Origin of the sequence: Segatella paludivivens DSM 17968 = JCM 13650 (genome assembly GCF_000373185.1) — a bacterium.
Classification (GTDB): domain Bacteria; phylum Bacteroidota; class Bacteroidia; order Bacteroidales; family Bacteroidaceae; genus Prevotella; species Prevotella paludivivens.
Genome location: NZ_KB890627.1, coordinates 25801 through 42646 on the forward strand (window position 1 = coordinate 25801; position 16846 = coordinate 42646).

The 16846-nt window shown below is 37.1% G+C and carries 20 protein-coding genes; 16 read left to right on the plus strand and 4 right to left on the minus strand.

Features of this window, described 5'->3' with window-relative positions:
* Nucleotides 1-3 precede the first annotated feature (3 nt).
* Nucleotides 4-882, plus strand: coding sequence for a 4-hydroxy-3-methylbut-2-enyl diphosphate reductase (locus tag B045_RS0101095; protein ID WP_018462420.1), 879 nt, complete (start codon nucleotides 4-6; stop codon nucleotides 880-882).
* A 299-nt stretch (nucleotides 883-1181) separates the two neighbouring features.
* On the opposite strand, the gene cmk is transcribed toward B045_RS0101095, so the two are convergent.
* Both cmk and porQ read right to left on the minus strand, forming a co-directional pair.
* A complete protein-coding gene (cmk, locus tag B045_RS0101100) occupies nucleotides 1182-1880 on the minus strand; it encodes a (d)CMP kinase (RefSeq protein ID WP_018462421.1) in 699 nt (232 codons plus the stop codon).
* The gene (gene porQ / locus B045_RS0101105; RefSeq protein ID WP_018462422.1) at nucleotides 1877-2824 is read right to left on the minus strand and encodes a type IX secretion system protein PorQ; all 948 of its coding nucleotides are present in this window, start codon (nucleotides 2822-2824) and stop codon (nucleotides 1877-1879) included. The genes cmk and porQ overlap by 4 nt, the downstream gene beginning before the upstream one ends.
* Before the next feature lie 361 nt (nucleotides 2825-3185).
* On the opposite strand from porQ, the gene B045_RS0101110 reads away from it, so the two are divergent.
* The 3 genes from B045_RS0101110 (at nucleotide 3186) to B045_RS0101120 (ending at nucleotide 5975) form a co-directional block, all read left to right on the plus strand.
* Nucleotides 3186-4157, plus strand: a complete 972-nt coding sequence (locus tag B045_RS0101110; protein WP_018462423.1) for a polyprenyl synthetase family protein — start codon at nucleotides 3186-3188, stop codon at nucleotides 4155-4157.
* A gap of 5 nt (nucleotides 4158-4162) precedes the next feature.
* Nucleotides 4163-4942 (plus strand): TatD family hydrolase, encoded by a 780-nt coding sequence (locus B045_RS0101115; RefSeq protein WP_025883008.1) that lies wholly within the window; start codon nucleotides 4163-4165, stop codon nucleotides 4940-4942.
* A 523-nt stretch (nucleotides 4943-5465) separates the two neighbouring features.
* Nucleotides 5466-5975, plus strand: coding sequence for an Lrp/AsnC family transcriptional regulator (locus tag B045_RS0101120; protein WP_018462425.1), 510 nt, complete (start codon nucleotides 5466-5468; stop codon nucleotides 5973-5975).
* A 4-nt stretch (nucleotides 5976-5979) separates the two neighbouring features.
* Here the strand turns inward: B045_RS0101120 and B045_RS0101125 are convergent, their stop codons facing one another.
* Nucleotides 5980-6459, minus strand: coding sequence for a dihydrofolate reductase (locus B045_RS0101125; RefSeq protein ID WP_018462426.1), 480 nt, complete (start codon nucleotides 6457-6459; stop codon nucleotides 5980-5982).
* A complete protein-coding gene (locus B045_RS0101130) occupies nucleotides 6456-7724 on the minus strand; it encodes a methyltransferase RsmF C-terminal domain-like protein (RefSeq protein WP_018462427.1) in 1269 nt (422 codons plus the stop codon). The genes B045_RS0101125 and B045_RS0101130 overlap by 4 nt, the downstream gene beginning before the upstream one ends.
* Before the next feature lie 105 nt (nucleotides 7725-7829).
* Here B045_RS0101130 and B045_RS0101135 point away from each other — a divergent pair, with 105 nt between their 5' ends.
* The 12 genes from B045_RS0101135 to B045_RS0101190 all read left to right on the plus strand — a co-directional run bounded on the left by B045_RS0101135 (nucleotide 7830) and on the right by B045_RS0101190 (nucleotide 16845).
* Nucleotides 7830-8498, plus strand: a complete 669-nt coding sequence (locus tag B045_RS0101135) for a DUF6249 domain-containing protein (RefSeq protein ID WP_018462428.1) — start codon at nucleotides 7830-7832, stop codon at nucleotides 8496-8498.
* Nucleotides 8499-8528: 30 nt separating this feature from the next.
* Complete coding sequence (locus tag B045_RS0101140; protein ID WP_018462429.1) at nucleotides 8529-9068, plus strand: RNA polymerase sigma factor; 540 nt, start codon at nucleotides 8529-8531, stop codon at nucleotides 9066-9068.
* A complete protein-coding gene (locus tag B045_RS0101145; protein WP_162163147.1) occupies nucleotides 9061-9420 on the plus strand; it encodes a DUF5056 domain-containing protein in 360 nt (119 codons plus the stop codon). Before B045_RS0101140 ends, B045_RS0101145 begins: the two co-directional genes overlap by 8 nt.
* A 631-nt stretch (nucleotides 9421-10051) precedes the next feature.
* Nucleotides 10052-10780 carry a 3-oxoacyl-ACP reductase FabG gene (gene fabG, locus B045_RS0101150; protein ID WP_018462431.1) on the plus strand — a complete coding sequence of 243 codons (729 nt, stop codon included), beginning with the start codon at nucleotides 10052-10054 and terminating at the stop codon, nucleotides 10778-10780.
* Between the two features lie 47 nt (nucleotides 10781-10827).
* Nucleotides 10828-12048 carry a beta-ketoacyl-[acyl-carrier-protein] synthase family protein gene (locus B045_RS0101155; RefSeq protein ID WP_018462432.1) on the plus strand — a complete coding sequence of 407 codons (1221 nt, stop codon included), beginning with the start codon at nucleotides 10828-10830 and terminating at the stop codon, nucleotides 12046-12048.
* A gap of 2 nt (nucleotides 12049-12050) precedes the next feature.
* Nucleotides 12051-13142 (plus strand): class I SAM-dependent methyltransferase, encoded by a 1092-nt coding sequence (locus tag B045_RS0101160; protein ID WP_018462433.1) that lies wholly within the window; start codon nucleotides 12051-12053, stop codon nucleotides 13140-13142.
* Nucleotides 13143-13169: 27 nt separating this feature from the next.
* Nucleotides 13170-13412: an acyl carrier protein gene (locus B045_RS0101165; protein WP_018462434.1), complete on the plus strand. Its 243-nt coding sequence runs from the start codon at nucleotides 13170-13172 to the stop codon at nucleotides 13410-13412.
* A gap of 5 nt (nucleotides 13413-13417) precedes the next feature.
* Nucleotides 13418-14299 (plus strand): lysophospholipid acyltransferase family protein, encoded by an 882-nt coding sequence (locus B045_RS0101170; protein ID WP_018462435.1) that lies wholly within the window; start codon nucleotides 13418-13420, stop codon nucleotides 14297-14299.
* Nucleotides 14299-14736 carry a hypothetical protein gene (locus tag B045_RS0101175; protein ID WP_018462436.1) on the plus strand — a complete coding sequence of 146 codons (438 nt, stop codon included), beginning with the start codon at nucleotides 14299-14301 and terminating at the stop codon, nucleotides 14734-14736. Before B045_RS0101170 ends, B045_RS0101175 begins: the two co-directional genes overlap by 1 nt.
* Nucleotides 14733-15152 carry an acyl-CoA thioesterase gene (locus B045_RS0101180; RefSeq protein WP_025883015.1) on the plus strand — a complete coding sequence of 140 codons (420 nt, stop codon included), beginning with the start codon at nucleotides 14733-14735 and terminating at the stop codon, nucleotides 15150-15152. Before B045_RS0101175 ends, B045_RS0101180 begins: the two co-directional genes overlap by 4 nt.
* The gene (locus B045_RS0101185) at nucleotides 15149-16285 is read left to right on the plus strand and encodes a beta-ketoacyl-[acyl-carrier-protein] synthase family protein (RefSeq protein WP_026234288.1); all 1137 of its coding nucleotides are present in this window, start codon (nucleotides 15149-15151) and stop codon (nucleotides 16283-16285) included. The genes B045_RS0101180 and B045_RS0101185 overlap by 4 nt, the downstream gene beginning before the upstream one ends.
* A 2-nt stretch (nucleotides 16286-16287) precedes the next feature.
* Complete coding sequence (locus B045_RS0101190) at nucleotides 16288-16845, plus strand: hypothetical protein (protein ID WP_044067535.1); 558 nt, start codon at nucleotides 16288-16290, stop codon at nucleotides 16843-16845.
* The last annotated feature ends 1 nt before the right edge of the window (nucleotide 16846 follow it).

Here is a 16846-nt window from a genome sequence, read left to right on the forward strand (position 1 = left end):
TAGATGCTTCAAATTGAGATAGACAATGGTAGTGGCTTTTGCTTTGGTGTCACTACGGCAATAAAAAAGGCAGAGGAAGAACTTGCAAATGGTGAGACCTTGTACTGCCTTGGAGATATTGTGCATAATGGAATGGAGGTTAAGCGGCTTCATGAACGTGGTTTGGTAACAATTGATCATGATCAGTTGGCAGAATTGCACAATGTAAAGGTATTGCTTAGGGCTCATGGTGAACCTCCTGAGACGTATGAAGTGGCAAAGCGTAATAATATAGAGATTATAGATGCTACATGTCCTGTTGTACTGCAACTACAAAAAAGAATAAAAAAGCAATACGAAAATCATGATGTTAAATCTACTGATAACAGGCAGATTGTGATATTTGGCAAGAATGGTCATGCAGAGGTACTTGGACTTGTTGGTCAAACTCACAGTGAAGCTATTGTTATCGAAAAGTTTGATGATGTAAAGAAGTTGGATTTTAATCGCGATATCTATCTTTATTCACAAACAACAAAGAGTCTTGATGAATTTCATAATATAATTCAGTATATCCAGACACACATATCAAAGAATGCTACGTTTAAGAGCTTTGATACGATATGCCGTCAGGTAGCAAACAGAATGCCTAATATCGCTCTTTTTGCAGGTAAGCATGATGTTGTGCTGTTTGTTGCAGGAAGGAAAAGCTCAAATGGAAAAGTTCTGTTCAAGGAATGTCAGATAGTGAATAGTAACAGCCATCAGATAGAAAGTCCTGAAGAAATAGATATGGCATGGTTTGATGATGTTTCAACCGTTGGTATATGTGGAGCTACAAGTACTCCTAAATGGCTGATGGAAGAATGTCGTGATTATATATTAAGGAGACAGATGAAATAAAAAAAGAAGGGCATCTATTCTCACGAATAGATGCCCGATTAAAAACAGTAATTAACTCAAAATTTATAATCTTAATTGAATCTATTACGCTTTTTTCGTCAAGGTACCAGAACTAAAAGTCCTGGTACGTCGAAATTAACATAAACAAAAACTTAATTATTATTAGTATCGCGCTTGATACTCTTCTTTGATTACAAAGATAACAATAATTCTTTCATATCCCCAATTTTGTTCAACGAACAGGCTGATTCTTTCAGCAAATAGTTCATTGTGCTATGTTAATTGCCTATGCTGATATTTTATTGAACTTTTTCGCAAGCAGCAGTGTATTTCTGCATTAGCCACTCACTTTGTTCTAAAATAGTCATATTACTATTATCTAGCTCTATGGCATCTTCAGCTTTGCGTAATGGACTGACCTCACGATGACTGTCAATGTAGTCACGTTCTTCTACATTCTTTAATATATCATTAAAGTCCGTAGGCATTCCTTTTTCTTTTAATTCGTCAAATCTACGTTGCGCACGAACTTTAGATGAAGCTGTAACAAAAATCTTTAGTTCTGCTTCTGGAAATACAGTCGTACCAATATCACGACCGTCCATAACCAGACCTTTGTCTTTACCCATGCGTTGTTGTTGTGCCACCATGGCCTTACGCACAAAAGGTATTGCTGCAATCTTACTTACATGACTGCTTACATCAAGAGTGCGAATGTCTTTCTCTACAAGTTCGCCGTTAAGAAATGTATCAGGACGCCCTGTCTCATTATTGAATACAAATGATATTTGAATATTGTTCATCATTTTTTCCAACTCAGTAGTCTTTACAGAACCGTCTTCGTTGAAAAGATTATTGCGCATGGCAAATAATGTTACAGAACGATACATTGCGCCGGTGTCGACGTATACATAACCTATTTTTCTAGCCAGATCCTTAGCCATGGTACTTTTACCACAAGATGAGAATCCGTCAATAGCGATAGTTATTTTCTTCATAAAGAGTATGCTATATTTATTATTAATGAATTACTACTGATATGATATTTGCCGTAAGCAATATTCAGTTTGAAACGTTCTAGATTGATACCTCCACCTAAAGAAAAACCAGCTCCGTGGCTGCTTTCATCATTGTTTGTATCCATAATCTTCATCTCGTTTGCACGTCTGAAGTTGTATCCTGCACCAACCCAAATGTTTGGTGACAACATTACGTCTACTCCAGCGACAAAATGATTGATAAACTTATAATTCCATTTAGTAAGATCAACTATTGTTGCTGAAACTCTGAATGGGGTATTGGTGAGTTTCTTGCTTAATCCCGCCTGCAAGTCAAAAGGCATTTTCTCAAATTCATCATTATATGCTTTGAGTTGTCCGCCAAGATTCTTGGCAACAAGAGACAGAGACCATTCATAATCAGGATCATAATAGTTGATGCCAAGATCAACACCCATAGCGATAGAGTTGTAGTTTCCAATATACGACGTGATAAATTTTGTTGTGATTCCGGCTGCAAGTCTATCTGTAAGAAGATATGAAAAATAAGCTCCAAGAGAAATATCCTTTGCAGTGAAGTCACCATTCTGAACATTATTTTCATCAACTTCCTTCATCGAACCATAATCAATATATTGTGCTGAAACAGCCCAAGATGCACGTTCCTTCACTATTCTGTTGAAAGTTGCACTTGAAGTGTTGACACCTTGCATATAGTTCATATAGTTTAGGTTGATGGTTTTATCACTTACACTTGATAATAAAGCTGGATTATTGAAAATCATTGATTCGTCGTCTTCAATTATCGTAATATTGTCACCACCTAAAGCTGCAGCATGAGCACTTGCTGGAAGACGCAGAAAGTTGTATCCGGTCTGGCTTTCCTGCGATATTGCTGAAACACAAAAAAGGCCCATAATAAGTACACATGCCGTTTTTTTCATTTATTTTTCCTAATTATTTGGCAAAGATAATGCTTTTTTCAAATATAAGCATTACTTTTGCGTCACAAAGTTATAACGCTATTTGAAAAGATATATTTTCTAAAAAGTGGAAATAAAGAAAACGCATAGTGCTGATATCGCAAACAAGTTGGCTGCTAATTTCCTGCTTGTACTAATACTTTTTTTGCTATGATATATTTGGCTTAAAATACCCTTCACGCCTTTCTGATATAGCAATAATGATGAAATCCTTGATGGTATAAGTTATTATATAGATATGACGCATGAATGTAAACTCGGAATAGAAAAGACAAACCTTGTTGTACAATGTTTGCTATACCGATAAACTTTAAATTATAATATGACCGCAGACGAGATTCTAGTTAAGGTTAATGAATTTTTAGATAACCTTAGATATGACAGAAAGCCTAATGGCTTGTATGATCCCATAAAATATGTATTGTCTATGGGTGGTAAGCGTATACGTCCAACGCTAATGTTATTGGCATATAATCTTTATAAGGATGATCCTGAGAGTATTCTGATGCCAGCGTGTGCTTTAGAAACATACCATAACTATACGCTTTTGCATGATGACCTAATGGATAATGCTGACGTGCGTAGAGGAAAAACCACAGTTCACAAAAAATGGGATCCTAATACTGCTATTCTAAGCGGTGATTCTATGTTGGTGCTTGCCTATGAACGTATGACTAAATGTGGTAACAAGTATCTTAAGGACGTATTAGATGTGTTCACTGAAACCGCATTGGAAATTGGTGAAGGACAGCAATATGATATGGATTTTGAAACTCGTAACGATGTTACTGAAGACGAATATGTAGAAATGATTCGTCTCAAGACTAGCGTATTGTTAGCTTGCGCCATGAAAATAGGTGGAATCCTTGCTGATGCTCCAAAAGAAGATCAGGAAAATTTATATAAATTTGGTGAACTTATCGGACTTGCATTCCAACTTCAGGATGACTATCTTGATGTATATGGAGATGCTAAGGTGTTTGGAAAGAAGATAGGTGGAGATATCACCAGCAACAAGAAGACTTACATGCTTATCAATGCCTTCAATATGGCTAATAACATTCAAAGAAAAGAACTTGATTCTTTGATTGGAGCTGAAGAGTTTGATAGAGATGAAAAGATTGCGTCGGTTACAAGGCTGTATAATGAAATAGGTATAGACAAGTTGGCGCAGAAAAAGATAGAATATTATTTTGAGCAGAGTCGTAGATATCTCGACGCAGTAAATGTTGAGAGTTCAAGAAAGGCTGAATTGGCACTCTATGCACAAAAGATGATGAAACGTAAATATTGATAATGATTTCTTTTACTGATACACATACTCATTTAGATGGAGAGGAGTTTGTTAATGATTTCCCTGATGTCGTCCAGCGTGCAAAGGATGCTGGTGTGGCAAGAGTGCTTATTCCCGCAATTGATTTGAAGAATGTTGGTTCAGTAGTGAAATTATGTCATAACTATTCTGGTTATGCCTATCCAATGATAGGACTGCATCCTGAAGAAGTGAAAGCTGATTGGGAAAGCGTACTTCATGAAATGAAAAAAATATTGAATTCCAATACTGATTTCATTGCTATTGGTGAAGTTGGATTGGACTATTATTGGAGCCGTGAGTTTGAAAAAGAACAACTGATGGCTTTTGAAGAACAAGTTAAATGGGCGGTAGAAACACAGTTGCCATTGATGATTCATTGTCGAAAAGGGCAGAATGAGATGGTGACGATACTGAAAAAGTATGAACATGATTTGCCTGGTGGTGTATTTCATTGTTTCACAGGCAATCAAAAAGAAGCAGAACAGTTGTTGCAATTCGATAAGTTTGTACTTGGAGTAGGAGGTGTGCTTACTTTCAAAAGCAGTCATCTAAGAGAAGATCTTCCAGCTGTTGTTCCACTAGAACGTATCGTACTTGAAACAGATAGTCCTTATATGGCACCTGTTCCACATCGTGGAGAGCGTAATGAGAGTTCTTATGTAAAACTAGTTCTGGAAAAATTGGCAGAAGTGTATGGTGTTTCTGCAGAAACGGTAGCCGAGATAACAGAAAATAATGTGAGGAGAATATTCCCCAAAATATAAATAATAGTAGCAAGTATTATAGATGTTGTAATTTTTTGCTACTGCTTTAATTTTATCTTTTATATTCTAACAGATATTGATGCTACAGATAGTATTGTCGAGAATTTATGTTTTCAAAATTGTTGAAAATAAAGTTCTTTGGTAATAATTTGGTGAGCCAATTTGTTATAAATCTTCAATAGTAAACATGAGCTATTCATGTTTTGTACATCCAATTTGAAGTCATGCTTCTATGACTTCTATCGAAGTTGTTTATTACGTTTCTGAAGAAAAAACAAAATGTCGTCAGAATTAATGTAATTGAAGAGTGTATCAATAAAAGCCTATAGAAATACCAAAATGAGTGTGATAGCTGATATAAAACAAGCATTACGTCAGATGAAAGGCTATAAAATTAACTATTCGTTAGTTGAAACAAAATAAATGTTATTCTTAAAAAGAATTACAGTTTAATACAAATGTTATTAATTTGTTGCAAAAGTCAAACATTTATACTAACTTTGCAACCAAATTAATATATAATATGTCACATCACAATTTAGATTCACTTGACAAGAAAATTCTTCGTCTAGTTTCAGAGGATGCTAGAGTTCCTTTTTTGGAAGTCGCACGTGCGTGCAATGTTAGCGGTGCTGCCATTCATCAGCGTATTCAAAAACTAACAGCACTTGGCGTGCTTAAAGGTTCTCAGTTTATCATTGATCCAGAAAAAATAGGTTACGAGACTTGTGCTTATGTAGCATTGTATCTTAAGAATCCGGAGAAACATGATGTAGTTGTTGCTGCTTTGAAGAAGATTCCTGAGGTAATAGAGTGCCATGCTACAACTGGTGGTATGGATCTTTTTATTAAGATGTATGCTAGAAACAATCATCATCTGATGGAAATTATCCATGATAAGTTGCAGCCATTGGGCTTGTCACGCAGTGAGACAATAATCTCATTCAACGTTTCAATAGATCGCCAGCTTCCAATCCTTGATAATCCTGTAGAAGAAGAGGATGACACCGATGAGGATGTTGTTACTGATTAAAATTTTATTTTATAAATATTTTAAAGGCGAATGCATAATCATTGTATTCGCTTTTTTTGTGTTCTTCAGATGAAACGCATTTCCATTTGTTGTAATCAGGAAAAAATGTGTCGGCATTACCAGGACAGTCATCTATTTCTGTGATATATAATTTGTCGGCAATATTAATAGCCTCGTTGTATATCATGCTGCCGCCAATTATAAACACTTCTTCTTCTTTTCTACATGCGTCAACAGCTTCGTTGATAGATTTCATGCATTCGCATCCGTCAATGTGTTTTTTGCTATTGGTGATAACTATGTTTCTTCTGTTGGGCAATGCTCCGAAAGGTAATGACTCAAAAGTATTTCTTCCCATAATCACGGTATGTCCTGTTGTTATGGATCTAAATCTTTTCATGTCATCATTAATTTGGTATAAAAGTTTGTTCTTATACCCGATGGCCTTGTTTTTTGCTACTGCTGCTATTATGGATATAGTCATTCAATAATGGTTATGTTTTCTTCTGGAATATGTGAACTTTTTATTCTCCATTCCTGTGGATAAAGGTTGTTGGCTCTGTTACCGATATTCTTAGCAAATCCTAAAGGATATTTCTTGTATGTGAGTATCACAATACCTTTTGGTGCATTGCTGTCAAGAGTTATAGCTTCTTTTCTTAAATAAGCTATAGCTTGATTATAGTCTATCTCCACGTTTGGGTATTCCTTTTTGTTTAGTGTTGTAGATATAGCTTTTGAATGATGTGGAATCGCCTGTTTACCCTTTATTGTGTCAGCCGGTATACCATTATATAATATATTTAAAGGCTTTAGAGTTTTTGCGTCGATATTACTGGTCGACATGCTGCCATCATAGTTTCCATGCTTTTTCAGTACTGCCATGAAAATGCCCTCTCCACGAGTTTTGCCAGGAATGAAGCGATACACAGGATTATTGTCTATAAGACTTCCGGTAATGTTCCATTCCTTTTTTGTGTCTATGCTAATGAAGCCAGCTCCAAGATTTTCTGCTATCCAAGCAATATTTTCCTCGTCTTCATGAGCATTAAAAGTGCAAGTAGAATATATCAGTATTCCCCCAGGTTTTAGGTTGCCCCATATATCACTTACTATTTCTCGTTGTAGCCTTTGACAGATCTGAACGTTATTAGTACTCCATTCGTTTATAGCCCCTTCGTCTTTTCTGAACATACCCTCGCCCGAACATGGTACATCAGTAAGAATTACGTCAAACATCAGTTTGCTTTTATTGTAATCTTTTGCGTAGTTATTAGTTACACATATATCGGTAATGCCGAATTTTTGAATGTTTTCGTTAAGAATCTGTGAGCGTTGTCTTATTGGTTCGTTGCTGAACATCTTGCTTCCTTTCGGCAAAGCCGACATAGCGCATGTGGTCTTTCCTCCAGGAGCTGCACATAAGTCGAGCATTAGCACCTGATTGTTCACAACCTGCTTCAATACATGATATACAAACATTGATGAAGCTTCCTGTACGTAATAAAGTCCAGCATGAAGCAGTGGGTCAAAAGTGAAGTTAGGACGTTTCTTTAGATACATTCCATATTCGCACCATTCAATGTTCTCACTTTTCAGCGGAATATTTATATTGTCTATGTCTGTCTTGAAAGGGTTTATGCGTATGCTTACAGGAGGCTCTTCTAACATCCCTTTTTCAAAAGTAGCATATAGTTCTTCGCCCATAAGACGACGGGTATAATCGGTAAATTCTTTCGGAAGGTTCATACTTTCTATTATATAACAGTGCAAATTTAAAAAAAAAATTGTTCCTTTGCAACTAAATAACAATACGTTTCGTCTAACATTCAGAAATAATAAAAAAAATATATTATGAAACAGATTTTAATGGCATTAACAGTTGCCCTTACGCTTAGTACATCTATGCAAGCAGGAGTTCGTTTGCATCGCCATACACCTCGTACAGAGGCTGCGGCTACAAAGGCTGATTCTGCGAAAAATCAAGGAGTTGAGGCCTTCTCTGATACAACATCAAATTATAATCAGGCGGCTGATGATACAACTTATACAAGTTCACCGGCCAAAAGTTATGACCATGATTATGACATTGATGGTAGTAATTGGTTTTTTAAGGCAATAGGAGGAGCATTGGGCGTTGGAGGCTTCTTCGTAGTAGTATTGATATTGCTTCTCTGCGCATTGATATTCCTAGCTCCTGTAATAATAATAATCTTGGTGTTAAGATATTTGCTTAAGAGACATAACGATAGTGTGAAACTGGCAGAAAAGGCTATGGAAACAGGGCAGCCAATTCCTAATACTATTAAGCCAACCAAAATTTACACAAGTGAGGAACAGTGGCAGCGTGGTGTCAAAAATGCTTCAATTGGATTAGGACTTATGATACTTTTCTGGTTTATTGATGCAGATTCAATCATCGGTGTTGGTGCACTAATATTATGTATGGGTCTTGGACAGATGTTTATAGCACGCACTACGCCCAAAAAGCATAATGATTCAGATGATGATTTAAAGGATTAATCGCTTTATTATAACCATAAATTACTTAAAGTGAAAGAATTAGACGATATTTCTCTCGTTACGCAGGTGGCTGTGTTTCACAACAGAAAGGCTTTTGATAAGCTTGTTGTGAAATATCAGTCTCCTATACGTCGTTTCTTTCTTACTCAGACTCGTGGAGATCAGCAATTGAGCGATGATCTCGCGCAAGACACATTTGTTAAGGCTTATACCAACATAACTAAATTCCATGGACTGTCCAGCTTCTCCACATGGCTGTATAGAATAGCTTATAATACTCTCTATGACTATTTTCGCCGCAATAAGATAACTGATGATATAGATGGTGTACCGGCTGTTGCAAGCCGAAACTCTGAGAATGGTGACAGTAATTTAAAAATGGACCTTAAAGATGCAATGCAAATACTTTCTGACAAAGAACGTTCCTGTGTTTCGTTGCAGTTAATAGAGGGGCAAAGCATTGATAAAATTGCTGAAATCACTGGTATGAATCAAGGCACTGTGAAAAGTCACTTGTCTAGAGGAAAACAGAAACTGACGAATTTTCTAAAACAGAATGGATATGATTGATAATAACATAGACGACGAACTCCTTGCGAAGTTCTTTGAGGATAATAGGATAGGCGACATTCCTGATGATGGCTTTTCTAATAGGGTAATGCATAACTTGCCAAATCATAATGAGTGGATTAATACACTTTGGACAGCAGCTTGTGCTATCGCAATAGTTATATATTTCATTATTCGTAATGGATTTGATGTTATAAAACTGGCGATACTTAATATATTTGGCGATGTTTCAGGAGCTGCGGTGTCATTCAAGTTCGGTGACCTCACTCCAATACTTATTTATATAGGCATTGTTACAGTCACGCTTGTTGCAGCATATAATGTAATCATGCGTGAGCGCCATATAGTTTGATTTGTTATTTGAGTTAAAATGTAACTTATCAATCATTTTATAGTATTATATTTACAGTTATGAATAGTATGTTCATCCTGTAAATATAATGCTGCGTTTATGTACTATATTTGGTCAATGATTTTTTGCTCGCGATTATAAAAGAATTTTGCTTTTATGAAAGCGGTATGATTCAAATGTAAGTGTAATAATCATTACTTGGCTTTATTAATATATATATTATTGAAATTCGTACACTCAGTTGTCTATAACCGTTGGAATTATGTCTACTCTTAAACAATTTTTTATGTATCTAAAAAGTATATTTGGACCGCTTAATATAAAGAATGTTTCAATTAAATGATCAATAGCTTTTGTTTATTCCTTTCGTGGGTATCACATCGGGACAAGTTTTAATTTACTTGTCCCCTTATTTTGTTTATCTTTCTTAAAAACTCGTGGCTCTAATCGTCGTGATGAATTTTTATTTGGCTGAGATAAATAAATGTAGTATATTTGCACTTCTAATAATATCTAGTCGTTTATACTTCTTAATAATACATATACATAAAATATAAGATTGTAACGATGAAATACTAAAATGCTGCAATGTGCAAGGAAGGTAAATAATTAAAGTTTAAATACAACAGGAATGGAATATGCCCTAATAACAGGCGCATCGCGCGGAATCGGAAAGGCTACTGCCATAAGGCTTGCCAGTAAAGGTTATGGAATTGTTATTAACTATAAAACTAATGACGAGTCTGCGCAGGCAACTCTTAACGAAATAACAACTCTTGGTGCACAGGCCGAACTACTTAAATTTGATGTTTCGGCGGAATCAGAAATTGAGTCCGCTCTTGAAAAATGGGAACTTGAACATCCTGATGATTACATATCTGTGCTAGTAAATAATGCCGGCATAAGAAAAGACAACCTAATGATATTCATGCAGAATGATGAATGGCATAATGTCATTGATACCACAATGAACGGTTTTTTCTATATCACGCGCAGATTGTTGAAGAACATGCTGACTCACCGTCATGGAAGAATAATAAATATCACTTCGCTTTCAGGAATAAAAGGTATGCCTGGACAGACAAACTATTCTGCTGCTAAGGCTGCATTGATAGGAGCAACAAAGGCTTTGGCACAGGAAGTAGCCAAGCGCAAAGTTACAGTAAATGCTATAGCTCCTGGATTTATTGAGACAGATATGACTGAGGAGCTTGATATTGCGGAACTTAAAAAACTAATTCCTGCCGGAAGATTTGGAAAACCAGACGAAGTGGCTGCTCTAGCAGAATTCCTTGTAAGTGAAGATGCTGAGTATATCAATGGGCAGGTGATACAGGTTAATGGTGGTTTATATACATAAGTAGTTGTTTGTACTTTAAGGATATATCCGAAGATAATAATAGTTATATGGAAAGAAGAGTAGTGGTGACAGGCATGGGCATTTGGTCATGTATTGGAACAGATAAAGATAAAGTTACTGAATCGTTAAAAGCAGGTCGCTCCGGAATAGGACTTGATAAAGATAGATTGGAATATGGTTATCAGTCGGGACTTACCGGTATAGTGGAACGTCCGGTATTAAAAGGCTTACTTCATCGCAGGCTAAGGCAAGGACTGTCTGAAGAGGCAGAATATGCATATATGGCATCAAAGGAGGCTTTTGAACAAGCTGGTATCGACGATGCTTTTCTTGCAAAGAATGAGGTCGGGGTGATATTCGGAAACGACTCTTCTGCTCGCCCAGTTATAGAAGCTGCCAATATAATGGCAGAAAAACATGATACCCAACTGCTTGGTTCAGGTTTCATCTTTCAGTCTATGAACTCCACGGTAAACATGAACCTAAGTAGTATATTTCATCTCAAAGGCGTAAACTTCTCCGTAAGTTCTGCATGTGCAAGTGGCAGCCATTCAATAGGACTCGCCTATCTGCTAATAAAGCAGGGATTGCAGGATCGGGTGCTATGCGGTGGAGCGCAGGAAGTTAACTATTACTGTATGGCTACATTTGACGCATTGAATGCTTTTTCAAAGCGCATGGATGAACCTCAAAAGGCTTCACGTCCGTTTGATCGCGATCGTGACGGACTTATTCCAAGTGGAGGTGCGGCTGCATTGATGTTGGAAGATTACGAAAGTGCCGTAAATAGAGGTGCTACGATATTGGCTGAAGTCTGTGGATATGGCTTCTCTTCAAATGGCGGTGGCATTTCTGAACCATCTGATGAAGGCAGCGTAATAGCGATGACAAGAGCTCTTGACGATGCGGGTGTTACAGCAGATGAAGTAGACTATATAAGCGCACATGCTACAAGTACCGTTCAAGGTGATATGTTTGAGGCAATGGCAATAGATCGTATGTTTCGTGGAAAGCATGCCCTTGTTTCATCCACGAAAGGAATGACTGGACATGAGTGTTGGATGTCGGGAGCAAGTGAAGCTGTATATTCAATATTAATGATGCAGGGTGGATTTGTCGCTCCAAATATAAACTTTGAAAACTCAGATGAATACAGTGAACATTTGAATCTAGCTACACATACTGTAGAAACAGAAATAAACACTGTGTTGAGTAACAGTTTTGGCTTCGGTGGAACCAATTCGGCACTTGTAATTAAGAAAATATAATTATGCATCTGTCTGAAGAACTTAAAAAGAGATACACAAAAGATAAGCATTCTGTACGTGAAGCACAAAGAATAGCTGAATTTATAGCTTTTGGACCTGTCGTATTTCAAGTGTCAAGACTGATGCTTAAATGGGGTATTTTGGAAATGCTTCGTGATGAAGAACTTACTTCCGATGAGGTTGCTGAACGTGCTGGTATTACAAAATACGCGGCAAAATGTATTATGGAGGCTTCACTTACAATAGGTACAGTCTTGGTTGATAGTAACAGTGGTAAGTTTACGATTTCAAAGGTAGGATGGTTTCTTGTAAATGATCCTGCAACGATAGTCAATATTGATTTCAACCATGATGTAAACTATCTTGGTATGTTTGATTTGGAAACGGCGTTGAAGGAAGGGCGCCCTGCAGGATTGAAACAATTAGGCAACTGGTCTACCATATATGAAGGACTCTCAACATTACCTGGTAAAGCTAAGTCTAGCTGGTTCGCATTTGATCATTTCTACAGCGACAGTTCCTTTGAGGAGGCATTGAATATCGTGTTTGCCTCGTCTCCAAAAACATTAATGGATGTTGGCGGTAATACTGGTCGTTGGGCGATGCAATGTGTGAGCTATGACGAGAATGTAGATGTGACAATTGTTGATTTGCCACAACAACTAGATCTGATGCGTGAAAATGTTTCAGGCAAGGACGGTGCTGATAGAATACATGTATATCCAACTAACCTTCTTGATGAGAACAATGGTTTGCCTGATAATTCGCATTGGGATGTTATCTGGATGAGTCAGTTTCTTGACTGTTTTAGTGAGAAAGAGATACTTAGTATATTGAAACGTGCCGTGAAGGTGATGGATGACGACAGTACGATGTACATAATGGAGACTTTATGGAATCGTCAGAAATATGAACCTGCTGCTTTCTGCCTTACTCAGATAAGTTTGTATTTCACAGCAATGGCAAACGGAAATAGTAAGATGTATGGTTCTGACGAACTTACTGAGTTGGTGGATAAGGCTGGATTAAAGATAGAAGCGATACATGATAATCTTGGACAGGGACACAGTATACTGTGCTGTCGTAAGAAATGAAAATATAATAAAAACAAACAATATTTTATGGAAAGAAACGAAATTGAAGAAAAAGTTAGAGAGTTCCTTATTGATGACCTGGAGGTTGAAGAAGAGAAGATTGCTCCAGAAGCATTACTTAAAGACGACTTAGGTATTGACAGTCTTGACTTCGTGGATATCGTTGTTATAGTAGAGAAAAAGTTTGGTTTTAAAATCAAGCCTGAAGAGATGGCTAGTGTTAAGACATTGAATGATTTTTGTGACTATATACAGTCAAAGGTTGCTTAGAAAATATGAGTGCAGAACAGGAATGGAAGGGTAGGACATTTGGTGCTAGATGGATGCACCTAAGTCTGATATGGATGATGCATAATCTTCCATATAGAGGAGTGTACTTATTTGCTTGCATCTTTGTGATTCCTTTCTGCATGTTGTTTTCTCATAAGGGATATATCGCCATATATCATTTCTTCGTAATGCGCAGAAACGAGAATATGGCGCTTGCCTTTTGGCATACATATATGAATCATTGCATGTTTGCGGGAATAATCCTTGATCGTTTTTATACATATTCAGGAGGTAAACTGAATATCGAAGTGGAGGATTGGGACTTATATCATAATCTTGTAGACTCAAAAGATGGCTTTGTTATACTTAGTGCTCACATAGGAAATTATGAAGTGGCTGGTTATACTTTAGAAGCTGAGTCAAAACGTTTTAATGCACTTGTCTATGCCGGAGAAGCTGAAACCGTTATGGATAATAGGCGTAAGATGTTTGAAACCAAGAACCGCCACATGATAGTTATAAAGAAAGACATGAGCCATCTGTTTGAGATGAGCAATGCTCTTGCAAACGGAGAAATACTCAGTTTGCCTGCGGATAGAATATTTGGTAGTAGTCGTCATTATGATATAGATTTCCTAGGATGCAAAGCAAAGTTTCCGGTAGGTCCGTTTGCTGTTGCCGCACAACGTGAAGTTGCTGTTTTGGCAATAAATGTGATGAAGACTGGTGCAAAAAAATACCGCATATACATAAAGCAGTTGCAACAGACTGAAGGTAACATAAAGCAGCGTGCCGAAAATCTAGCATGCCAATATGCTAACAATCTTGAGAATGTTGTGAATGAATATCCAACACAATGGCTTAACTATTTTGAATTCTGGAATTGATGGAACTTGAAAAGATTGATATACACGAACTTTTGCCTCAGCAGGAACCTTTTGTGATGGTAGATACATTGACTTTCTTTGATGAAAAGGAAACGTCGACAACGTTTACCGTTAGAGAAGATAATATATTTGTTGAAGATGGAGTTCTAAACGAATGTGCTATAGCTGAGAATATTGCTCAGACATGCGCTGCACGCCTAGGATATATAAATAAATATATTCTAAAGCGTGGAATACAGATAGGTTTCATTGGTGGAATAAAGAATTTGGTGTTTTCAGAAACTCCAAAAGTTGGTGATATTCTTGATACCACAATATACGTTACAGAACAAGTGATAGAGATAACGTTAGTCAATGCCACTGTGAAATGCTGTGACAGAATCATTGCTACAGCTGAAATGAAAATTGCAATGGCAGAAGAAGTAAAATTACAATAATGGAATTAAAGGCATCTAAAGAGTTTGAAATAAGATTCAGTGAAGTTGATTCCATGCAGTTTGTATGGCATGGTTCTTATCCTTTGTATCTCGAAGATGCACGTGAGGAGTTTGGGCGTAAATATAGTCTGGAATATATGACGATATACGGCAATGGATGTTTTGCTCCTTTGGTGGATATGAATATCCATTACCGTAAGCCTATGAGATATGGAATGAAACCAAGAATCGACATCATATACCGTCCTACTGAGGCGGCTAAAATGGTGTTTGATTATGAAATATATGATACTGAGACGGATGAACTACTTGTAACAGGACATACCGTACAGGTGTTTCTTGACAAAGAATACAACTTGATGTGGGAAAATCCGTTATTCTATCAAGAATGGAAAAAGAAATGGCTAAGTAAATGATAAGGAAAATCGCTGATAACATAACATCACCGTTAGGTTTTACCACCGCAGACAACTATAAGGCTGTATGCGAAGGTAAATCATGCCTTAAAATATATGAAGGCAAGTGGAAACTTCCAGAACATTTTGTGGCTTCCCTCTTTCAAGATAATCAGATTGGGGATATTTTTGCCTCTGAAATTCATACAGACAATATATATACACGATTTGAAAAGATGGTTTTGCTGTCAGCAACCAAGGCAATTCAAGACAGTGATATTGACGCTTCTTCTGAAAGGACAATATTTATATTGTCAACCACGAAGGGAAATGTCTCATTGCTCGAAAGAAGTGTACGCGGTGTCGATGGTGACCGTGTGTTGCTAGGAGTTATGGCGAATGTTATATCACGCCATTTTAATAATACCAATATGCCTGTTGTCGTTTCAAATGCCTGTATTTCTGGCGTTTGTGCGCAGATTGTTGCAAATAGATGTCTGGAAAGTGGCAAATATGATAACGCTGTTGTTATAGGTGCAGATGAACAGAGTCCGTTTATCGTGAGTGGTTTCCAGTCATTCAGGGCACTTTCCCCTGAAGTATGCCGCCCTTTCAGTAAAAATAGAAATGGACTGAATCTTGGTGAGGCTGCCGCAACGATTATATATCAGCACTGTGACAACTTGATTGACGGTTGGCAAGCTGTGAAAGGAGCTATAAGGAATGATGCTAATCACATATCTGGTCCTTCACGGACAGGTGAGGGAAGTTATCGCGCGTTGAAATACGTGATGACTGATGAAGTTGCGCCTGATGATATCGCTTGTGTTAACGTACATGGTACAGCAACTGCTTATAATGACGAAATGGAAAGTATCGCAATATCACGTGCCGGACTTTCTGAAACACCGATAAACGGATACAAAGGTTATTATGGTCACACAATGGGAGCAGCCGGAGTTCTTGAGAGTATCTTGTCTATGAAGGCTCTTGATGATGGACTGATACTAGCCACAAGAGGTTTTGATGAAATAGGAGTAACTCATCCTGTGAACATAAGTAATAAAATTCGCCATACAGACAAGAAGACATTTATCAAATTGCTTTCTGGCTTTGGAGGGTGCAATGCTGCAATGCTTTTTAGTAGAAGATGAATATGAAAAAAGCTGTTCATAAAATAACGATAACCACAACAGAAGTAGTGGTAGACGGGAAACCGCTTGACGTTACATGTTTGGGAAGTAGTATACTTACAGAAGTGTATCGAAAATATGTGAATGACTACCCAAAATACTTCAAGATGGATATTCTTTCTAAGTTGGGATTCATAGCCACAGAATTACTATTGCAAACAGAAGCGAAAGTAAGATTTGAACCACGTGAGGACAGAGCTGTAGTATTTTTCAACAGAAGTTCGTCATTGCATGCTGATAAATCTTTTGAAAGCAATATCTGTAATCGTGAAAGTTTTTATCCAAGTCCAGCTATGTTTGTCTATACATTACCTAACATAGTTACAGGCGAGATTGCAATAAGAAATAAATACTATGGTGAGACTAATTTCATCGTTATAGAAAAACGTGATGAAGATGTTCTTGAAAACATCATCGACGGAGTGTTTACTGACAATATGACGACTAGTGTCGTTACTGGTTGGCTGGAAGCAGAAAGTGAAGCAGAATTTAATGCGGAAATCTACATAATAGAAAAATAAT

Bases quoted from the DNA above. Each gene is read 5' to 3' on its own strand.
- B045_RS0101095 (WP_018462420.1), top strand. From the start codon at position 4: ATGCTTCAAATTGAGATAGACAATGGTAGTGGCTTTTGCTTTGGTGTC.
- B045_RS0101135 (WP_018462428.1), top strand. From the start codon at position 7,830: ATGAAACAGATTTTAATGGCATTAACAGTTGCCCTTACGCTTAGTACA.
- B045_RS0101160 (WP_018462433.1), top strand. From the start codon at position 12,051: ATGCATCTGTCTGAAGAACTTAAAAAGAGATACACAAAAGATAAGCAT.
- fabG (WP_018462431.1), top strand. From the start codon at position 10,052: ATGGAATATGCCCTAATAACAGGCGCATCGCGCGGAATCGGAAAGGCT.
- B045_RS0101170 (WP_018462435.1), top strand. From the start codon at position 13,418: ATGAGTGCAGAACAGGAATGGAAGGGTAGGACATTTGGTGCTAGATGG.
- B045_RS0101165 (WP_018462434.1), top strand. From the start codon at position 13,170: ATGGAAAGAAACGAAATTGAAGAAAAAGTTAGAGAGTTCCTTATTGAT.
- cmk (WP_018462421.1), bottom strand. From the start codon at position 1,880: ATGAAGAAAATAACTATCGCTATTGACGGATTCTCATCTTGTGGTAAA.
- porQ (WP_018462422.1), bottom strand. From the start codon at position 2,824: ATGAAAAAAACGGCATGTGTACTTATTATGGGCCTTTTTTGTGTTTCA.
- B045_RS0101175 (WP_018462436.1), top strand. From the start codon at position 14,299: ATGGAACTTGAAAAGATTGATATACACGAACTTTTGCCTCAGCAGGAA.
- B045_RS0101120 (WP_018462425.1), top strand. From the start codon at position 5,466: ATGTCACATCACAATTTAGATTCACTTGACAAGAAAATTCTTCGTCTA.
- B045_RS0101130 (WP_018462427.1), bottom strand. From the start codon at position 7,724: ATGAACCTTCCGAAAGAATTTACCGATTATACCCGTCGTCTTATGGGC.
- B045_RS0101190 (WP_044067535.1), top strand. From the start codon at position 16,288: ATGAAAAAAGCTGTTCATAAAATAACGATAACCACAACAGAAGTAGTG.
- B045_RS0101185 (WP_026234288.1), top strand. From the start codon at position 15,149: ATGATAAGGAAAATCGCTGATAACATAACATCACCGTTAGGTTTTACC.
- B045_RS0101110 (WP_018462423.1), top strand. From the start codon at position 3,186: ATGACCGCAGACGAGATTCTAGTTAAGGTTAATGAATTTTTAGATAAC.
- B045_RS0101145 (WP_162163147.1), top strand. From the start codon at position 9,061: ATGATTGATAATAACATAGACGACGAACTCCTTGCGAAGTTCTTTGAG.
- B045_RS0101155 (WP_018462432.1), top strand. From the start codon at position 10,828: ATGGAAAGAAGAGTAGTGGTGACAGGCATGGGCATTTGGTCATGTATT.
- B045_RS0101125 (WP_018462426.1), bottom strand. From the start codon at position 6,459: ATGACTATATCCATAATAGCAGCAGTAGCAAAAAACAAGGCCATCGGG.